Annotated in this window: 17 protein-coding genes; 10 read left to right on the top strand and 7 right to left on the bottom strand. The window is 67.7% G+C overall.

Going from position 1 to position 15,042, the window contains the following annotated elements; genetic code table 11:
- Positions 1-12 precede the first annotated feature (12 nt).
- Positions 13-819, bottom strand: coding sequence for an exodeoxyribonuclease III (locus tag ACSMFO_RS30280; protein WP_143202621.1), 807 nt, complete (start codon positions 817-819; stop codon positions 13-15).
- 45 nt (positions 820-864) lie between these two features.
- Here ACSMFO_RS30280 and ACSMFO_RS30275 point away from each other — a divergent pair, with 45 nt between their 5' ends.
- Positions 865-1,608: an MBL fold metallo-hydrolase gene (locus ACSMFO_RS30275; RefSeq protein ID WP_436461374.1), complete on the top strand. Its 744-nt coding sequence runs from the start codon at positions 865-867 to the stop codon at positions 1,606-1,608.
- 60 nt (positions 1,609-1,668) lie between these two features.
- Here ACSMFO_RS30275 and ACSMFO_RS30270 read toward each other — a convergent pair whose 3' ends face one another.
- Together ACSMFO_RS30270 and ACSMFO_RS30265 are read right to left on the bottom strand one after the other, a co-directional pair.
- Positions 1,669-1,974 (bottom strand): hypothetical protein, encoded by a 306-nt coding sequence (locus ACSMFO_RS30270; RefSeq protein WP_083650038.1) that lies wholly within the window; start codon positions 1,972-1,974, stop codon positions 1,669-1,671.
- A gap of 189 nt (positions 1,975-2,163) precedes the next feature.
- On the bottom strand, positions 2,164-3,387 hold the full coding sequence (locus ACSMFO_RS30265; RefSeq protein WP_038519480.1) for an NADP-dependent isocitrate dehydrogenase: 1,224 nt from the start codon (positions 3,385-3,387) through the stop codon (positions 2,164-2,166).
- Positions 3,388-3,634: 247 nt separating this feature from the next.
- Between ACSMFO_RS30265 and ACSMFO_RS30260 the strand changes: the two genes are divergently transcribed.
- The 3 genes from ACSMFO_RS30260 to ACSMFO_RS30250 all read left to right on the top strand — a co-directional run bounded on the left by ACSMFO_RS30260 (position 3,635) and on the right by ACSMFO_RS30250 (position 5,838).
- Positions 3,635-4,144 carry a hypothetical protein gene (locus tag ACSMFO_RS30260; protein ID WP_436461373.1) on the top strand — a complete coding sequence of 170 codons (510 nt, stop codon included), beginning with the start codon at positions 3,635-3,637 and terminating at the stop codon, positions 4,142-4,144.
- Positions 4,145-4,227: 83 nt separating this feature from the next.
- Positions 4,228-4,821, top strand: a complete 594-nt coding sequence (locus tag ACSMFO_RS30255) for a hypothetical protein (RefSeq protein ID WP_436461372.1) — start codon at positions 4,228-4,230, stop codon at positions 4,819-4,821.
- A 21-nt stretch (positions 4,822-4,842) separates the two neighbouring features.
- Positions 4,843-5,838: a DUF2203 family protein gene (locus ACSMFO_RS30250; RefSeq protein ID WP_436461371.1), complete on the top strand. Its 996-nt coding sequence runs from the start codon at positions 4,843-4,845 to the stop codon at positions 5,836-5,838.
- 3 nt (positions 5,839-5,841) lie between these two features.
- On the opposite strand, the gene ACSMFO_RS30245 is transcribed toward ACSMFO_RS30250, so the two are convergent.
- Entirely contained in the window at positions 5,842-6,696 is an 855-nt protein-coding gene (locus ACSMFO_RS30245) for an esterase/lipase family protein (RefSeq protein ID WP_436461370.1), read from the bottom strand.
- Between the two features lie 108 nt (positions 6,697-6,804).
- On the bottom strand, positions 6,805-7,239 hold the full coding sequence (locus tag ACSMFO_RS30240) for an Lrp/AsnC family transcriptional regulator (protein WP_198941760.1): 435 nt from the start codon (positions 7,237-7,239) through the stop codon (positions 6,805-6,807).
- A gap of 115 nt (positions 7,240-7,354) precedes the next feature.
- On the opposite strand from ACSMFO_RS30240, the gene ACSMFO_RS30235 reads away from it, so the two are divergent.
- Together ACSMFO_RS30235 and ACSMFO_RS30230 are read left to right on the top strand one after the other, a co-directional pair.
- A complete protein-coding gene (locus ACSMFO_RS30235) occupies positions 7,355-8,194 on the top strand; it encodes an NAD-dependent epimerase/dehydratase family protein (RefSeq protein ID WP_436461369.1) in 840 nt (279 codons plus the stop codon).
- Positions 8,195-8,199: 5 nt separating this feature from the next.
- Positions 8,200-9,024, top strand: a complete 825-nt coding sequence (locus ACSMFO_RS30230; protein ID WP_436461368.1) for an aldo/keto reductase — start codon at positions 8,200-8,202, stop codon at positions 9,022-9,024.
- Here the strand turns inward: ACSMFO_RS30230 and ACSMFO_RS30225 are convergent, their stop codons facing one another.
- Positions 9,025-9,639, bottom strand: coding sequence for a LysE/ArgO family amino acid transporter (locus ACSMFO_RS30225; RefSeq protein ID WP_037332475.1), 615 nt, complete (start codon positions 9,637-9,639; stop codon positions 9,025-9,027).
- 66 nt (positions 9,640-9,705) lie between these two features.
- Here ACSMFO_RS30225 and ACSMFO_RS30220 point away from each other — a divergent pair, with 66 nt between their 5' ends.
- A complete protein-coding gene (locus ACSMFO_RS30220; RefSeq protein ID WP_436461367.1) occupies positions 9,706-10,584 on the top strand; it encodes a LysR family transcriptional regulator ArgP in 879 nt (292 codons plus the stop codon).
- 95 nt (positions 10,585-10,679) lie between these two features.
- Entirely contained in the window at positions 10,680-11,267 is a 588-nt protein-coding gene (locus ACSMFO_RS30215) for an HhH-GPD-type base excision DNA repair protein (RefSeq protein WP_038519499.1), read from the top strand.
- Positions 11,268-11,274: 7 nt separating this feature from the next.
- Here the strand turns inward: ACSMFO_RS30215 and ACSMFO_RS30210 are convergent, their stop codons facing one another.
- Entirely contained in the window at positions 11,275-12,963 is a 1,689-nt protein-coding gene (locus ACSMFO_RS30210; RefSeq protein ID WP_436461366.1) for an FAD-binding oxidoreductase, read from the bottom strand.
- Between the two features lie 469 nt (positions 12,964-13,432).
- On the opposite strand from ACSMFO_RS30210, the gene ACSMFO_RS30205 reads away from it, so the two are divergent.
- Both ACSMFO_RS30205 and ACSMFO_RS30200 read left to right on the top strand, forming a co-directional pair.
- The gene (locus ACSMFO_RS30205; protein WP_228694724.1) at positions 13,433-14,059 is read left to right on the top strand and encodes an LmbU family transcriptional regulator; all 627 of its coding nucleotides are present in this window, start codon (positions 13,433-13,435) and stop codon (positions 14,057-14,059) included.
- Between the two features lie 201 nt (positions 14,060-14,260).
- Positions 14,261-15,037 carry an SDR family NAD(P)-dependent oxidoreductase gene (locus ACSMFO_RS30200; RefSeq protein ID WP_436461365.1) on the top strand — a complete coding sequence of 259 codons (777 nt, stop codon included), beginning with the start codon at positions 14,261-14,263 and terminating at the stop codon, positions 15,035-15,037.
- The last annotated feature ends 5 nt before the right edge of the window (positions 15,038-15,042 follow it).

Here is a 15,042-nt window from a genome sequence, read left to right as displayed (position 1 = left end):
CCCGCGCGCAGGCTATCCGGAGTACGTCGCCGTCACCGGCGCGTGGTCGGACCAGCGCTGGTCGTAGGCCTCGGCGCGCTCGACCACGACGGAGGTGCACCGCTCGGCCAGGCCGGGGGTGGCGATCTGGCAGTCGATGCGCCAGCCCGTGTCGTTGTCGAACGCCTTCCCGCGGTACGACCACCACGTGTACGGGCCGGGGCCTTCCGGATCGAGCTTGCGCTGCACGTCGACGTAGCCTGCCTCGCTGAACACGCGGCCGAGCCACTCCCGCTCCTCCGGCAGGAAGCCCGAACTCTTCTGGTTCCCGCGCCAGTTCTTCAGGTCGATCTTGTCGTACGCGATGTTCCAGTCGCCCACGACGACGACCTCGCGGCCACCGGCTTCGGCCTTGGCGCGCAGGTCGACGAGGTACGGCAGGAACGCCGCCATGAAGCGCTCCTTCTCGTCCTGGCGCGGCGTCCCGACGTCGCCGCTGGGCAGGTACAGGCTCGCGACGACGACGTTCGGCAGGTGGATCTCGGCGTAGCGGCCGCTGTCCTCGAATTCGGGCTCGCCGAAACCGATGCGGACCTCTTCCGGTTCCGCCCGGCTGAAGAGCATGACGCCGTTGCGCCCCTTTTGCACCGACGGCGCGTGCACCACGTGCCAGCCTTCGGGCGCGGCGGCACCGGCCGGGAGCTCCTTGAGCTCGGCCCGGACCTCCTGGCAGGCGACGACGTCCGCCTTCGTCGAGCCCAGCCACTCGACGAAGCCCTTTTTCGCGGCGGCACGGAGGCCGTTGACATTCACAGTGGAGACGGTCAGCACCCTTCGCACGCTACCCGGGGGGTCCGACAGAATCGGCACTGGGAGACTGCGCGCATGAGCGAGCTGACCGTGCTGGGCAGCTGCGGGGCCTGGCCCGAACCCGGCCGGGCCTGCGCCGGCTTCCTCCTGGTCCACGAGGGTTTCAAGGTGGTGCTCGACCTCGGCTACGGCGCCGCGTCACGGCTGTTCGAGTACTGCCCGGAAGGCCGGGTCGACGCGGTGGTGGTGACGCACGAGCATCCCGATCACTGCGCCGACGTGAGCGCGCTCGGCCGGGCCCGCGCCTACGGGCTGCCGGACGAGCCGCGGATCCCGCTGCACTGCACGCCCGGCACGGTGCGACGGCTCGAAGCGATGGAGCCGCGCCCGCATCCGACGACGATCTTCGACGTGCACGAACTCGGCCCGCCGCGCGAGGTCGGGCCGTTCCGGATGACGACGTTCCTGCTGCCGCACCACGTGCCGAACTACGGGGTGCGGCTGACCGCGCCCGGACTCACTGTCGCCTACACCGGCGACAGCGGGCCGAGCCCGATCCTCGCGGAGCTGGCGCGCGACGCCGACCTGCTCATCGCCGACGCCACGCTCCAGGGGCCCTCCCCCGACGAGACGCCACGCCTGGTGTCGACGGCGGGCGAGGCCGGGTACTGGGCCGAGCGCGGAGGTGCCGGGCGGTTGCTGCTCGCCCACTTCTGGCCCGGCTCCGACCGCGAGCTCTCGGTGGCCGAAGCGCGGCAGGAGTTCAGTGGCGAGGTCCTGGCGGCCGCGGAAGGCACCCACCTGCGTTTCGCGGGCTAAACGCGATCCCGCAGGTCAACGCCCACGTCGCCTTTCGCGGGCTAAACGCGAAGCCGCAGGTCACGGGCCACATTTCGACCCTTCGACCGGGGGCGCGAACTCGGCCGAAACCCATTTGCCCTCGGCGATCTTGCGGAAGCCGTTCTCGACCACCGGCTGCGCGTCGATCTTCGCGTCCTTGACGTACTTGCCGACGATCTTCTGCCCACCGGGGGCGTCGCGCGCGTTGAGCACGTCCGCCGTCACCACGACCTGGCAACCGGTCGGGCTCGACGCGCTCGACTCCCTGTCCTGTCCCGAGATGGCGACGACGACGATCAGCGCCAGTCCACCGCCGATGAACAAGACCGGTTTCGAGATGGCCATGATGGTCACTCCTCGAACAAGGGAATCGTTTTCTGTCCGGTCCAGAGTGGCAGAAGCCGGGGCGGCCGCCCAGATCCCGGATCGCCTACCACCCGGAGGCGCCAACCCGGCCGGTCACGGGCTACCCACCGTCACAACGCGAAAGGCCCCCTTCCGCGAGGGAAGGGGGCCTTCGAGCGCTTACGAGACTCAGCCCTGGGCGATCTTCTTGGCCAGGTTGGCGTCCAGCGTCGCGAGGAACTCCTCGGTGGTCTGGAACGGCTGGTCCTTGCTGATCAGCAGCGCGAGGTCCTTGGTCATCTTGCCGCTCTCGACGGTCTCGATGACGACCTGCTCCAGCTTGTTCGCGAAGCCGATCAGTTCCGGGTTCGAGTCCAGCTTGCCGCGGTGCTCGAGGCCACGGGTCCACGCGAAGATGGACGCGATCGGGTTCGTCGAGGTCGGCTTGCCCTGCTGGTGCTGGCGGTAGTGCCGGGTCACCGTGCCGTGCGCGGCCTCGGCCTCGACGGTCTTGCCGTCCGGGGTGCGCAGCACCGAGGTCATCAGGCCCAGCGAGCCGAAGCCCTGCGCGACCGTGTCGGACTGCACGTCACCGTCGTAGTTCTTGCAGGCCCAGACGTAGCCGCCCTCCCACTTCATCGCCGCGGCGACCATGTCGTCGATCAGGCGGTGCTCGTAGGAGATGCCCTTGGCGTCGAAGTCGGCCTTGAACTCGGCCTGGTAGATCTCCTCGAACACGTCCTTGAACATGCCGTCGTAGGCCTTCAGGATGGTGTTCTTGGTCGACATGTAGACCGGGTACTCGCGGTCGAGGCCGTACTGCAGCGAGGCGCGCGCGAAGTCCTCGATGGACTTGCGGAAGTTGAACATCCCCATGGCGACGCCGCCGCCCTCGGGGTACTGCGCGACCTGGAACTCCATCGGCTCGGAACCGTCGGCCGGGGTGTAGGTCATGGTCAGCGTGCCCGGGCCGGGGACCTTGAAGTTGGTCGCCTTGTACTGGTCACCGTGCGCGTGACGGCCGATGATGATCGGCTTGGTCCAGCCCGGTACCAGGCGCGGGATGTTCTGGATGACGATCGGCTCGCGGAAGATCACGCCGCCGAGGATGTTGCGGATCGTCCCGTTGGGCGAGAGCCACATCTTCTTCAGGCCGAACTCTTCGACGCGCGCCTCGTCCGGCGTGATCGTGGCGCACTTGACGCCGACGCCGTGCTTCTTGATCGCGTTGGCGGAGTCGACGGTGATCTGGTCGTCGGTGCGGTCCCGCTCCTCGATGCCCAGGTCGTAGTACTCCAGGTTCACGTCCAGGTACGGGTGGATCAGCCTGTCCTTGATGAACTGCCAAATGATGCGGGTCATCTCATCACCGTCGAGCTCGACGACGGTGCCCTGGACCTTGATCTTGGCCATGAGCAGCGGTGCTCCTTCCGCGGATCTTCGCGTTCTTCTTCAGTCTCTCCGGTAGCGGTACAAGCGTACTGCTTAACGGTCCTGGATGGTTCCAGTAGTGGTCGGTATCAAGTCTCCACGAGGCTGATGTGTCCGACGTCACCCGGTCGTACGACGGCCATCCGGCCGTCACGGGAACGGCGGCGACCGCGCCATCATCGAACCGAACCCGACAATCGGCACGTCGGCCACCGGAAAGGCGGACCTCATGACCACCGACCCCTACGCCGTGCCACCGCACGGGCAGCCGGCGACGCCGGAGCCTTACCCCCAGCCTAGGCAAAGCAGCCGGGCGGTGCCCCGGGTGATCAGCGGGCTCGGCGGTTTCCTGCTCACGCCGGTCGCGTTGAGCGTCACGATCTACGGCGGCTCGCGGCTGCAGCAGGGCTTCTCGCGTGCCTACAGCGTCGCCGAAGACCCGCTCGGCCTGATCCTGCTGATCGTCGGCAGCCTGCTTCTGCTCGGCGTCGCGTTCCTCGGGGCGCTGTCCGGGATCGGGCCGGTGCTGGGCGGGCTGCTGTGGGGTGTGCTGCCGGGCCTCGCGTTCTTCTTGAGCCCTCACGACATCATGAGCCTCGTCTACGACGTCGGGGCCAGGGAACTCGGCGTCGGCCTGCTGACCTGGCTGATCATGGGCGCGCTGGTCGGGAGCGGTTTCCTGTTGATCGGGGCGGGCCTGGTGGGCACCCTCTCGCGCCGTCGTTCAAATCGCGTTTAGCGGGCTAAACGCGCTCCGCGGAGATCAAAGTGAACCGAAGGGGGCCGGCGTCCGTAGTCCGGGGCAAGGGAGGTGACCCGCCCATGTCATCGCACCGGTACGTCGCGGAGTACGACGACGAGGACTACCAGGAGTACGGCGAGTACGAGCAACCCGAAAACCCGCGAGATCCCCGGAGACCGTACGAGGACGTCGAGTCGTACGAACCGTACGAGCCGTTCGACGACGACCTGGGCGCCGAAGACCCGCGCGCCGGCCGAGGTGTGCGACGCGTCCTCAGTGGCGCGGGCGGCCTGATCCTGACGCCGGTCGCCCTCGGCCTGCTGGCCTGGGGCGGGCTGCGGCAGCAGATGCTCGTCCAGGCGACGCTCAGCACCCAGCGTGACGTCTTCAGCATCGGCCTGCTCGTGGGCGGCGGGATCCTCCTGTTCGCCGTCGGGCTGCTCGGCGCGCTCTCGGCGACCGGCCCGATCCTCGGCGGTCTCGTCTGGGGCGTCGCACCCGGCGTGGCCACCATCGCCGTCCCGGAGTGGGGTTTCCGGCTGGTGAAGCTGTTGCCGCAGAACGATGTCACCTACGGCGTCACGAGCTGGCTGTTCATCGGCGGCCTGCTCGCGACCGGTTTCCTCCTGATCGGCGCGGGCCTCGCGTCGAGACTCGCCCGGAGGCGCCGCTGAGCGGGCTGGGACCATCGGCGCATGGGTCTGTTCACCGTTCCCGAAGCCCGCGCCGAGCTCGCCCGGCTACGCCCGGTGCTCGATGAGCTCGTCCGTCTCCGCGCCGACGCGGCCGAGCTCGCCGCTTCCCTGCGCCCGGGCGGCCGGGAGACCTCGCTCGGCGGGATGCCGGAGTGGAAGGCCGCGCAGGCCCGGCTGGACGACCTGATGACCACCGTCCAGCGGACGGGTGCGGAGCTGAAGGGGTTCGCCCCGCTCCTGATCGACTTCCCCGCCGAGCTCGACGGCGTCGACGTCCTGCTGTGCTGGCTCGAAGGCGACCCGGAGCTGTGCTGGTATCACCGCGTCGACCTGGGTTTCGCCGGGCGGCGCCGCCTCCCGGATAGGGTCGCGGTCGTGAGCGAGGAGATCGCGGCCGGGCTGTTCGACGGCATCGCCGCGCACTACGACGAAGACACCTTCCACGGCCTCGTCGCCGACGCGCTCGTCGACGGTCTCGGCAGCACCGCGCCCGAGCGCGTTCTCGACGTCGCGACCGGGACCGGGGTGGCCGCGTTCGCCGCGCTGCGCCTGGAGCCGGGCGAAGTGCTGGCGATCGACATCTCGCCGGGCATGATCGCCCAGGCCGAGGCGAAGGCGGCGACTCACGATCCCGGCAAGCGCATCACCTGGCAGGTCGCCTCCGCGGTCCCGTCGCCGGTGGAGGACGAGGGCGCGGACGCGGTGCTGTGCGCGTCCTCGCTGCATTTCCTCGGCGCGGCCGCCCTGCGCGACTGGCTGCGTGCGCTGCGCCCGGGCGGACGGGTCGGTTTCAGCCTGCCGATCGCGTCCGCGTTCCGGCCGTCGGAGGCGTTCGCCGCGATCGTCCCCACCGACCTGAAGCTGCCGGAAACCGAGGACGACGCGGCGGAACTGGCCACCGAAGCCGGCTTCACCGAGGTGACCGTGAAGCGGCTCGACGTCGAGTCCGACGATCGGGTCCGGTCGGTGTTCGTCGTGCACGCGACCAGGCCCTGAGGTCTACAGCGGCGCGAAGAACGGCACGCACTTCGGCGCGGGAGCGCCTTCCGGGTCGAGCGCCTTGAGGATCAGGCCTGTCACGTTCGGGTCGATCGCCTGGCTGAGATGCCCGGAAACGTCCACGCCGCACCGGTCCTGCAACACGATGTCGGTCGTGCCCGGCTCGCCGAGCACACCGCTGGTGTACGGCGTGACCACTCGATCGTGTCGGCTCACGATGCTCGTGTACGTCGGCCCAGGCACGCTCACCCCACCGCGGGCGAGGTCGTCGAGAAACGCCGATGGCGCGAGGTATTCACGGCACGCCCCACAGACGCCGTCGGCGAGCAGGTCGATCCCTGGCAGCGAAAGCACGGCCTTCGCGAGCTCGGAGAAGCCGTTGAGCGACGTGCCCTTGAAGTTCGAGCCGAAGCCGACGAAATGCTTCACCTTCTCCGCACCTCCCTCGAATTTGAGGTAGTACGCGGGCATCGTCGTCCCCTCGGAATGCCCGACGATGTCGACCTTGTCCGCGCCGGTGCTCGTGCGCACGCGGTCGACGAACGCGCCGAGTTCGGCCGCGCTCTTCCGCATCGAGGCGAGCCCGCCGAACAACCGTCCACCCAGGACGGTGGAGCCGTAGGTCAGCGAATAGACGCAGTAGCCGGCGTCCTTGAGCTTCGGCGCGTGGTAGAACCAGTTGGTCGTCGCGTTGCCGCCGAGGCCGTGCACCAGCACCACCGGCTCGGGATGGCTCGCGCTCGGCTCGCACGACCAGTCGTTCCAACCGCTCGACGGCGCCGCGCTCGCCACCGCCGGGACGGCGATCGTGAACGTCAAGGCCGCGACAAGCGTGGTGAGGATCCGAGCCCGCATCCCTGCCTCCGGTTACTCGTCAGTATGTGATGCAAGTCATCATGCGTCACAAATCGACGAGCGGAACCGGGAGAACGACCAGACTTACACGCCGCCTCTTGTGACAGATCACAAGGGCAGTACCACGCGCCTCTCGATCGGGCTGGACATGACGATCGACGTCGTCGTGGCGCCCAATGCGGACAGGTCCTCCAGCAGTTCTTCCAGGTGGCTCGTGTCCCGCACGGCGATCTTCAGGATCCAGCAGTCCTCCCCCACCACATGGTGCAGTTCGAGGATTTCGGGGCGGTCCATGATCTTCCGCGTGCGCGGATGCCGGACGGTGAACCCGCTGTGCGGCGCCATCCGCACGAACGCCCGCAGCCCGAGACCGATCCCGGACGGCGAAACGAGGGCCGCGTAGCCGGTGATCGTGCCGTCGGCTTCGAGGCGTTTGACGCGTTCGCCGACGGCGGCGGGGCTCAGCGAGACACGGCGCCCGAGTTCGCTCAGGGTGATGCGGCCTTCCTCCTGAAGGAGTTCGAGAAGTCGCCGATCGATCACGTCCAGTGAGTTTTCAGTGGATCCTCGATTCGACCGAGGTTCTTTCAGCGATCCGGCTGTTTCACCCATGTTTTCCCCTTTAAACACCTGGATCACCACCGTAACACTGGTGCCCATGAAGAAAGTGCTCGTTCTCGGCGGAAGCCGGTACTTCGGCCGCGGGGTGGTCGAGCGGCTGCGCGATGCCGGGATGGACGTCACCGTCCTGAACCGCGGCTCCACCCCCGCGCCGTCCGGCGTCGCGCAGCTGATCGCCGACCGCGACGACGAAGTCGAACTCAAGGCCGCGCTGGGTTCCCGTTCGTTCGACGTCGTGCTCGACCAGGTCTGCTACACGCCGGTCCAGGCGGAGATCGCGCGCCGTGTCCTGCGCGCGGACCGCTACGTCATGACGTCCACGATCGAGGTCTACGACCAGGTCCGGACCGAGACCCCGATGACCGAATCGCTGGTCACCCCGGCGACCGTCGATCTCGAACTTCCCGAGTACGACTACGGCGATGGCAAGCGGCAGGCCGAGACGGTCTTCGCCGCGGGAGACACACCGTTCGTCCCGGTACGCGTCGCGCACGTCCTCGGTGGCGAAGACTTCACCGGGCGGCTGCGGCATTACGTCGAACGGCTGGACGCCGGGGACGCCGTGGACATCCACGCGGATCCGCGACCCTCGACGTTCATCCATGCGCGTGAAATCGCGGACTTCCTGACCTGGGCCACGCTCGCGGACTTCACCGGTCCGGTCAACGCGGGTTCGCACGGAGAACTGTCGGTGCTCGAGCTCGCCGCCGCGATCAGCGCGGAGCCGGAGTTCCGGGTCGTCGAGCAGGACGCCTCGCCGTTCTCCTTCGACCGCTACGCCGTCTTGGACACCTCGCGCGCGACCGGCCTCGGCTTCTCCTTCTCCACCACCACCGACTGGCTCGGCGAAGCCGTCGAAGAACTCAGAAAGGCTTGACCCCCATGCGTTATCGCAGCATCGGAGACGTCGAAGTGAGCGCGATCGGCCTTGGCGCGATGCCGCTGTCGATCGAAGGCCGACCGGATCGCGACCGCGCGATCGCCACCATCCACGCCGCGCTCGACGCCGGGGTCACGCTGATCGACACGGCCGATTCCTACCACTGGCACGCGGACGAAATCGGCCACAACGAGGAGCTGATCGCCGCCGCACTGTCAGTCCACAGTGGAGCGGACGCGGTGCTCGTGGCGACCAAGGGCGGCCGTGGCCGTCCCGGTGACGGCTCATGGACCGTCACCGGGACTCCCGCGCATCTCAAGGCCGCCTGCGAGGGTTCGCTGAACCGGCTCGGCGTCGACGCGATCGGGCTCTACCAGCTGCACAAGCCCGACGAGAACGTGCCGTGGGCGGAGTCCGTCGGCGCGATCAAGGAACTGGCGGACGAAGGCAAGATCCGGCTCGCCGGGATCTCCAACGTGTCCCGGGCGCAGATCCTCGAAGCACGGGAGATCCTCGGCGAGACACTGGTTTCGGTGCAGAACGAGCACGCGCCCGCGCATCTGGTGCACGAACCGGAGCTGGCTCTGTGCACCGAACTCGGGCTCGCGTATCTGCCGTGGGGCCCGCTCCGCGGGATCGGCGCGGAATTCCGTGCCGTGGCGGAGGAACGCGGCGTCAGCGCCCAGCGGGTGTGCCTGGCGTGGCTGCTCGCGAAGTCACCGTCGATGATCGCGATCCCCGGCTCGACGAGGCCCGTCACCATCCGCGATTCGGCGGCCGCGGCCGATCTCGTGCTCACCGCCGAAGAGCTGGCCCGCCTGCCGTGATCAGGCGCCGGCCACCAGCGCCACGCCCAGACCGATCATCGTCGCGGCGACCAGGCCGTCCAGCACCCGCCACGACGACGGTTTGCGGAAGAACCCGCTGAGCAGCCGCGCGCCGAAACCGAGCGCGAGGAACCAGAGCACGCTGGCCGACACGGCACCGACCCCGAACGCCCACCGGTCGCTGCCGTGCCCGGCCGCGATCGCGCCGAGCAGGAGGAGGGTGTCGAGGTAGACGTGCGGGTTCAGCCACGTGATCGCCAGCGTGGTCAGCACGATGCGGCGCAGCGATCCGCCGGTCTCCGGGCCGCCGGTCTCCAGCGCGGCCGGTTTGAACGCGCGGCGGGCCGCGAGAGCGCCGTAGCAAAGCAGGAAGGCGCCGCCGATCAGGGCGACGACGGTCAGCGCTTCGGGTGACGTCCCGACCAGCGCGCCGACCCCGCCGACGCCGAGGCTGACCAGGATGGCGTCCGAGAAGATGCAGATCAGCACCACCACGAGCACCGCCTCGCGACGGATGCCCTGGCGCAGCACGAACGCGTTCTGGGCGCCGATCGCGACGATGAGGGCCATGGTGGCGCCGAATCCGGCGCCCAGGCTGAACAGAACGTCTCCCATACGGACCAGGCTAGGAAGCCGATCGTCAACAGTACAGCTAAAGATTCTTACGTAAGATTAGCGTTCGTGATGACAGATCTGCCGCTCGACCTGGTCCGCACGCTGCTGGTGGTCGCCGACGAAGGCACGTTCGACGCGGCGGCGTCGGCGCTGCACGTGACGCCGTCGGCGATCAGCCAGCGCGTCAAGGCGCTCGAACAGCGCACCGGCCTTGTCCTGATGATCCGCACGAAACCGGTGCGCCTGACCGAATCCGGGCAGGCGGTGGTGCGGTTCGGCCGTCAGATGGCCCTGCTGGAGGCCGACACCCGGGCCGAACTCGGCCTGACCGCCGGCGACGAACCGGTCCGGCTGCCGATCGCGGTGAACGCGGATTCGCTGGCGACCTGGTTCCTGCCCGCCCTCACGCGGGTGCCGCCCGAGCAGAAGATCTGCTTCGAACTGCATCGCGAGGACCAGGACCACACCACGACCCTGCTGCGGGAGGGCCTGGTGATGGCCGCCGTGACGTCGTCACCCGATCCGGTCGCGGGGTGTTCGGTGCACCGGCTCGGGCACATGCGTTACCTGGCCGTCGTGAGCCCGGCGCTCGGCACGGACCTCGACCTCGCCGAAGCACCCGTCGTCGTCTTCGACCGCCGTGACGACCTTCAGGACCGCTTCGCGCGCGAGCGCGGCACGATCGCGAGCTCACTGCGGCACTACGTCCCGTCGTCCGAAGGGTTCTTCGACGCCGTCGCGGCCGGCATGGGCTGGGGCATGGTGCCGCTCGCGCAGATCGGCGACCGGCTGCGCGACGGCACCTTCGCCTGCCTCGACCCGGATCACCCGATCGACGTACCACTGTTCTGGCAGCAGTGGAAACTCGACTCCCCCGCGCTGGCGGCGGTGTCGGACGCCGTCACGACCGCGGCGGCGGACCTGTTGGTGGATCCGCACGGATGAGGACGCGCGCTCCGGCCAGATCGTGAGATCCTGGGCGCAGGACGCGCGTATCGCGGGTAACCGCCGCGCCACCACTGATCCGGGAAGATGATGTCATGCCGAACGAGCTCCGACTGACCGGCGACGCCGACGCCGACAAGCTGCTCAACGACGATCCGTTCGCCCTGGTGACCGGGCTCCTCCTTGATCAGCAGTACCCCATGGAACACGCCTTCCGGGGACCGAAGAAGATCGCCGACCGGATGGACGGCTTCGACATCCACAAAATCGCCGAAGCCGACACCGAGACGTTCGTCGAACTCTGCGTCACCCCACCCGCCATCCACCGCTACGGCGGCTCCATGGCCCGGCGCGTCCAGACCCTTGCCCGGCACGTCATCGAGCACTACGACGGCGACACCACCGCGATCTGGACGGCAGGCCGCCCCAAACCCAACGGCGAAGAGGTCCTCAAACGCCTCAAAGCACTCCCCGGCTACGGCGAGCAGAAGGCCAAGATCCTCCTCGCGCTCCTCGGCAAACAACTGGGCGTCCAGCCCAAAGGCTGGCGCGCCCTCGCCGGCGCCTACGGCGACCGCGGCTCCCGCCGTTCCATCGCCGACGTCACCAGCCCCGAAACGCTCGCCCAGGTCCGCGCCTTCAAGAAGGCGGCCAAAGAGGCCTCCCGGGCGAGCGCCGAATAAGCACGGATCAGGACGGACGTTTGACGGATTGCTTGTGCCGGAAGATGTCCTTCGGGTCCCATTTGGCCTTGACCTGTTGCAGGCGTGCGTAATTGGACTTGTAGTACAGGTCGTGCCAGGGAACCTTGGAAGAGTTGTACGCGGGGTCCGACAGGTCGGTGTCGGGATAGTTGACGTAGCAGCCGTCGGTGCGGTCGTTGGGGACGGGCACGCCCCCGGTGGCGCCGTAGAGCTCGGCGTAGAACGCGCGGACCCAGGCCAGGTTCTTGGCGTCGTCGCCGGGAGCGGACCAGAAGGTCTGGCAGAGCGCCTGGAACGCCGAACTCCGGTGCGAGGCGGCGGTCGCGGCCTGGTCCACGGCGTTCACCTTCCCACCGTACGGAAGCAACAGCAGCATCGCGTTCGGGTTGTCGATCGTGGTGCTCGTGAGGTGCTTGTAGACGACCGCCACGTCCGCGTCGGTGAACGCCTTGCGGTGGTAGGCCGACTTGTGGTCGGCGCGTAGCGTCGGATTCGTCAGCATGGGCGAATTGGTCGCCAGCAGCCGAACCGACTGGAACCAGGGCAGCCGCTGGGCATTGACCAGCTGTGGCATCGCGCTGTATTCGCCCACGTTTCCGCTCAGCGGAAGCATCGTCGCCGACACGCCGTCGCGAATCTCGGTCACGAAATCCTGCAGCAACTGCTCCGCGTTCGGAACGTCGCCGTCGACCTGGACGAACATGCCCACGTTGCCGTTGGACTTGTGATTGAGGGCGAGCGAAGCCGACAATGCCGTACCCGGCGAATCCGGTGCGCTGTTGCGCTCGTGCCATCCGGTGAAGTTCTTCACCAGCCTGGCGAATTTCGCCTCGGTGAGTTCCGCCCAGGAGAACGACATTCCGTTGACCAGGACGGTCGACGGCGGTTTGGGCAGCGCGTTCGCCGGATCGGCACCGCTCACGCCGGGCGAGCGCAGCCAGTAGCGGGTGATCACGCCGAAGTTCCCGCCGCCGCCACCGGTGTGCGCCCACCACAGATCACGATGGGGATCGGCGGGCTCGCGGGTCGCCACGACACTGCGCGCCTTGCCCGTTTGATCGACCACGACGACCTCGACGGCGTACAGATGATCGACGGTGAGCCCGAGGCGCCGGGACAGCGGACCATCGCCGCCGCCGCAGATGTGGCCGCCCGCGCCCACCGAGTAGCACCGTCCACCGGGGAGGGTCACGCCCCAGCCCTTGTACAGGGTGGCGTACAGATTCAGCAGCCGCGCACCGGGTTCGACGGCGAAGGCCTTCATGTTCGGGTCGTAGGAGACCGAGTCCATTTCGGACATGTCGATCACCGTGCGCACGTCGGGATTGCTGACGAAGTCCTCGTAGCAGTGTCCGCCGCTGCGCACGGCGATCCGCCTGCCCGACGTGACCGCGGCTTGGACGGCGTCGACGACCTGCTGGGTCGAGCCGACCAGCTGGAAACAGTCGGGAGAACCCACCCAGCGCTGATTGTTGCCGGTGATCAATTCCCCGTAACGGGGGTCGCCCGGCTTGACGGTGAAGGGACCGAACGCGTCGGTCGTACGATCGGTCGCGTTCGCGGTCCCGGAGCCGAGGAACGGGAGCGCGGCGGCGCCGACGGCCAACCCGGCGCTTGCGCTGAGAAATGCCCGCCTGCCCTTTCCGCGCGCGGCATCGGCGATTCTTTCTTCCATTGTTTTCCCCACTGAAGTCATGTCGAATACGCGCTGTAGACCAGGGGGCAGAACAAGGACGACGGACGTCGTCATCGAGACGAGCCGTCGGAGAAAATGCGCAACTGCCCCCAACAACACCCCATCCTCGGCGGGCCCCCATGCCACCAAGTGAGCGCGAGCCTACCAGAGCACTGCGACGATTGGGTGCGCATTCGGAGTAGCCCGTAACAGGTGTCACGGGCAACGCACATGAGTAACGACTGGGCTACTATCGGAGGTGGCCTATGGGGGGTGTCCATGCGGTGAGTTCACGGCGTCCAGCCGGTATACCCGGAGCGGTTTCACGGAGTGAGACGCGCGGGGGCCGTCCATTATCGTTTCATCGACGGCTCCGTCAGGTCGCCCATTGTCTGCCGCGTCGATCCACGCCGTCTGGAATTCATCGCGAGTACACCAAACGACAATGTCCGACCCTTCAGGGGGAACTGTGCCACCAACCAACCGAGATGTTCTCGAGCCGGCGCAAGTAGAACCGAAACCGCAGGTCCGCGCCGACCAGGTGCTGATCTCGCGCCTTGGCCTGCGTATTCCGCCCAGCCTCACCTATGGCGACTGGGAACGAGCGGGACTGCAGCTTTCCCGGATCTTCGATTCATCGGCCTGGTGCCTTGGCGACTGGCTGGTCTGCGGTCAGGAGAACTACGCCGATCGCTATGTCCGGGCGATCGACGCCGCGGGCCTCGACTATCAGACCCTGCGTAACTATGCCTGGGTCACGCGCCGTTTCCAACTGGAGAGACGCCGTGAACTGCTGAGTTTCCAGCATCACGCCGAGGTCGCCGCACTCGACACCAGGGAACAGGACCATTGGCTGGACCGTGCCGAGAAAGAAAGATGGTCGCGCAATGAGCTACGCCGCCGGCTGCGGGGGATCAAAGCGAACAAGAAGACCGGTGCGGAGCCTGCCTCGGTGGTGCCGAGACTGGCCGTCGCCAGGGAACGCGTCGAGCGCTGGCGAGCCGCCGCACAACAGGCGGATGATCATCTGGAGAACTGGATGGTCCTGATACTCGACCGGGCGGCAGAGGATATATTGAGTACGAAATCGACGTGATGACGGTAAATGCCTGTCGGCGGCGCGGAGACGCTCACCGAAAGGGATATTACACGTGAACGCGGTTTTCACAGAGCCCGATCGACGGCCGGAGGTTCGTCCCGCTGGCGGGACGAACCTCCGGGACGGTCGCCTGTTCGGGCCGATGCGGGATTCGATCCAGCACGACTATTGCCGCTGAAGCGGTGGAGGACACCTCTCATGACGACGAAGAAAACACGTGTCGCTGTAGTGACCGGAGCCGGAAGGGGGATCGGCCTCGCGATCGTTCGCGCGCTGGTCGAAGACGGATACACCGTCGTCGCGGGCAGCCGCACCGTCACCGCCGGATTGAAGGAACTGACCGCGGACGCGCTCGAGGCCGATCTCGGCCATCCCGACGAGCCCGCCCGCGTCGTACGGCACGCTCTCGACCAGCATGGCGGAATCGACCTGCTGGTCAACAATGTCGCGGGCACGTCGACGCCGCCCGGCGGATTTCTCCAGCTCGACGACGAGGCTTTCCTGCACACCTTCAATGTGACGTTCATGTCGAATGTCCGTGCGACGCGGGCCGCGCTGCCGAGCCTTCTCGAGCGCCGCGGCGCGGTGATCAACATCAGTTCGGTCAACGCGAAACTGCCCCAGCCCCGGCTGGTCGCGCAATCCGCGGTCAAGGCCGCGGTGTCGAATCTCGGCAAGGCACTCGCCGAGGAGTTCGGCGGACAGGGTCTGCGGGTGAACACCATTTCACCCGGCCCGGTGTGGACCGATCTGTGGACTTCGCCCGGCGGTCCCGGCGAAATGATCGCCCAACGAGCCGGTGCCACGCTGGACACCTTCAAGGATCAGCTGCCCGCCACCGTCGGCACCTCGACCGGCGAGTTCGCCGACCCGGAGGAGATCGCGGCGCTCGTGGTGTTCCTCGCCTCCGGCAAGGTGGCCAATATGAGCGGTGCGGATCTGGTGATCGACGGCGGAATGATGAAGACCGTCTGAGCCGG

It is taken from the genome of Amycolatopsis sp. w19, from assembly GCF_051373225.1.
In the GTDB taxonomy this organism is placed as follows: domain Bacteria; phylum Actinomycetota; class Actinomycetes; order Mycobacteriales; family Pseudonocardiaceae; genus Amycolatopsis; species Amycolatopsis japonica.
Note: the sequence above shows the minus strand (reverse complement) of the source record. Positions and strands in the feature narration are given on the sequence as shown.

Bases quoted from the DNA above. Each gene is read 5' to 3' on its own strand.
- ACSMFO_RS30230 (WP_436461368.1), top strand. From the start codon at position 8,200: ATGCGTTATCGCAGCATCGGAGACGTCGAAGTGAGCGCGATCGGCCTT.
- ACSMFO_RS30255 (WP_436461372.1), top strand. From the start codon at position 4,228: ATGTCATCGCACCGGTACGTCGCGGAGTACGACGACGAGGACTACCAG.
- ACSMFO_RS30270 (WP_083650038.1), bottom strand. From the start codon at position 1,974: ATGGCCATCTCGAAACCGGTCTTGTTCATCGGCGGTGGACTGGCGCTG.
- ACSMFO_RS30200 (WP_436461365.1), top strand. From the start codon at position 14,261: ATGACGACGAAGAAAACACGTGTCGCTGTAGTGACCGGAGCCGGAAGG.
- ACSMFO_RS30265 (WP_038519480.1), bottom strand. From the start codon at position 3,387: ATGGCCAAGATCAAGGTCCAGGGCACCGTCGTCGAGCTCGACGGTGAT.
- ACSMFO_RS30245 (WP_436461370.1), bottom strand. From the start codon at position 6,696: ATGCGGGCTCGGATCCTCACCACGCTTGTCGCGGCCTTGACGTTCACG.
- ACSMFO_RS30250 (WP_436461371.1), top strand. From the start codon at position 4,843: ATGGGTCTGTTCACCGTTCCCGAAGCCCGCGCCGAGCTCGCCCGGCTA.
- ACSMFO_RS30275 (WP_436461374.1), top strand. From the start codon at position 865: ATGAGCGAGCTGACCGTGCTGGGCAGCTGCGGGGCCTGGCCCGAACCC.
- ACSMFO_RS30215 (WP_038519499.1), top strand. From the start codon at position 10,680: ATGCCGAACGAGCTCCGACTGACCGGCGACGCCGACGCCGACAAGCTG.
- ACSMFO_RS30260 (WP_436461373.1), top strand. From the start codon at position 3,635: ATGACCACCGACCCCTACGCCGTGCCACCGCACGGGCAGCCGGCGACG.
- ACSMFO_RS30210 (WP_436461366.1), bottom strand. From the start codon at position 12,963: ATGGAAGAAAGAATCGCCGATGCCGCGCGCGGAAAGGGCAGGCGGGCA.
- ACSMFO_RS30235 (WP_436461369.1), top strand. From the start codon at position 7,355: ATGAAGAAAGTGCTCGTTCTCGGCGGAAGCCGGTACTTCGGCCGCGGG.
- ACSMFO_RS30225 (WP_037332475.1), bottom strand. From the start codon at position 9,639: ATGGGAGACGTTCTGTTCAGCCTGGGCGCCGGATTCGGCGCCACCATG.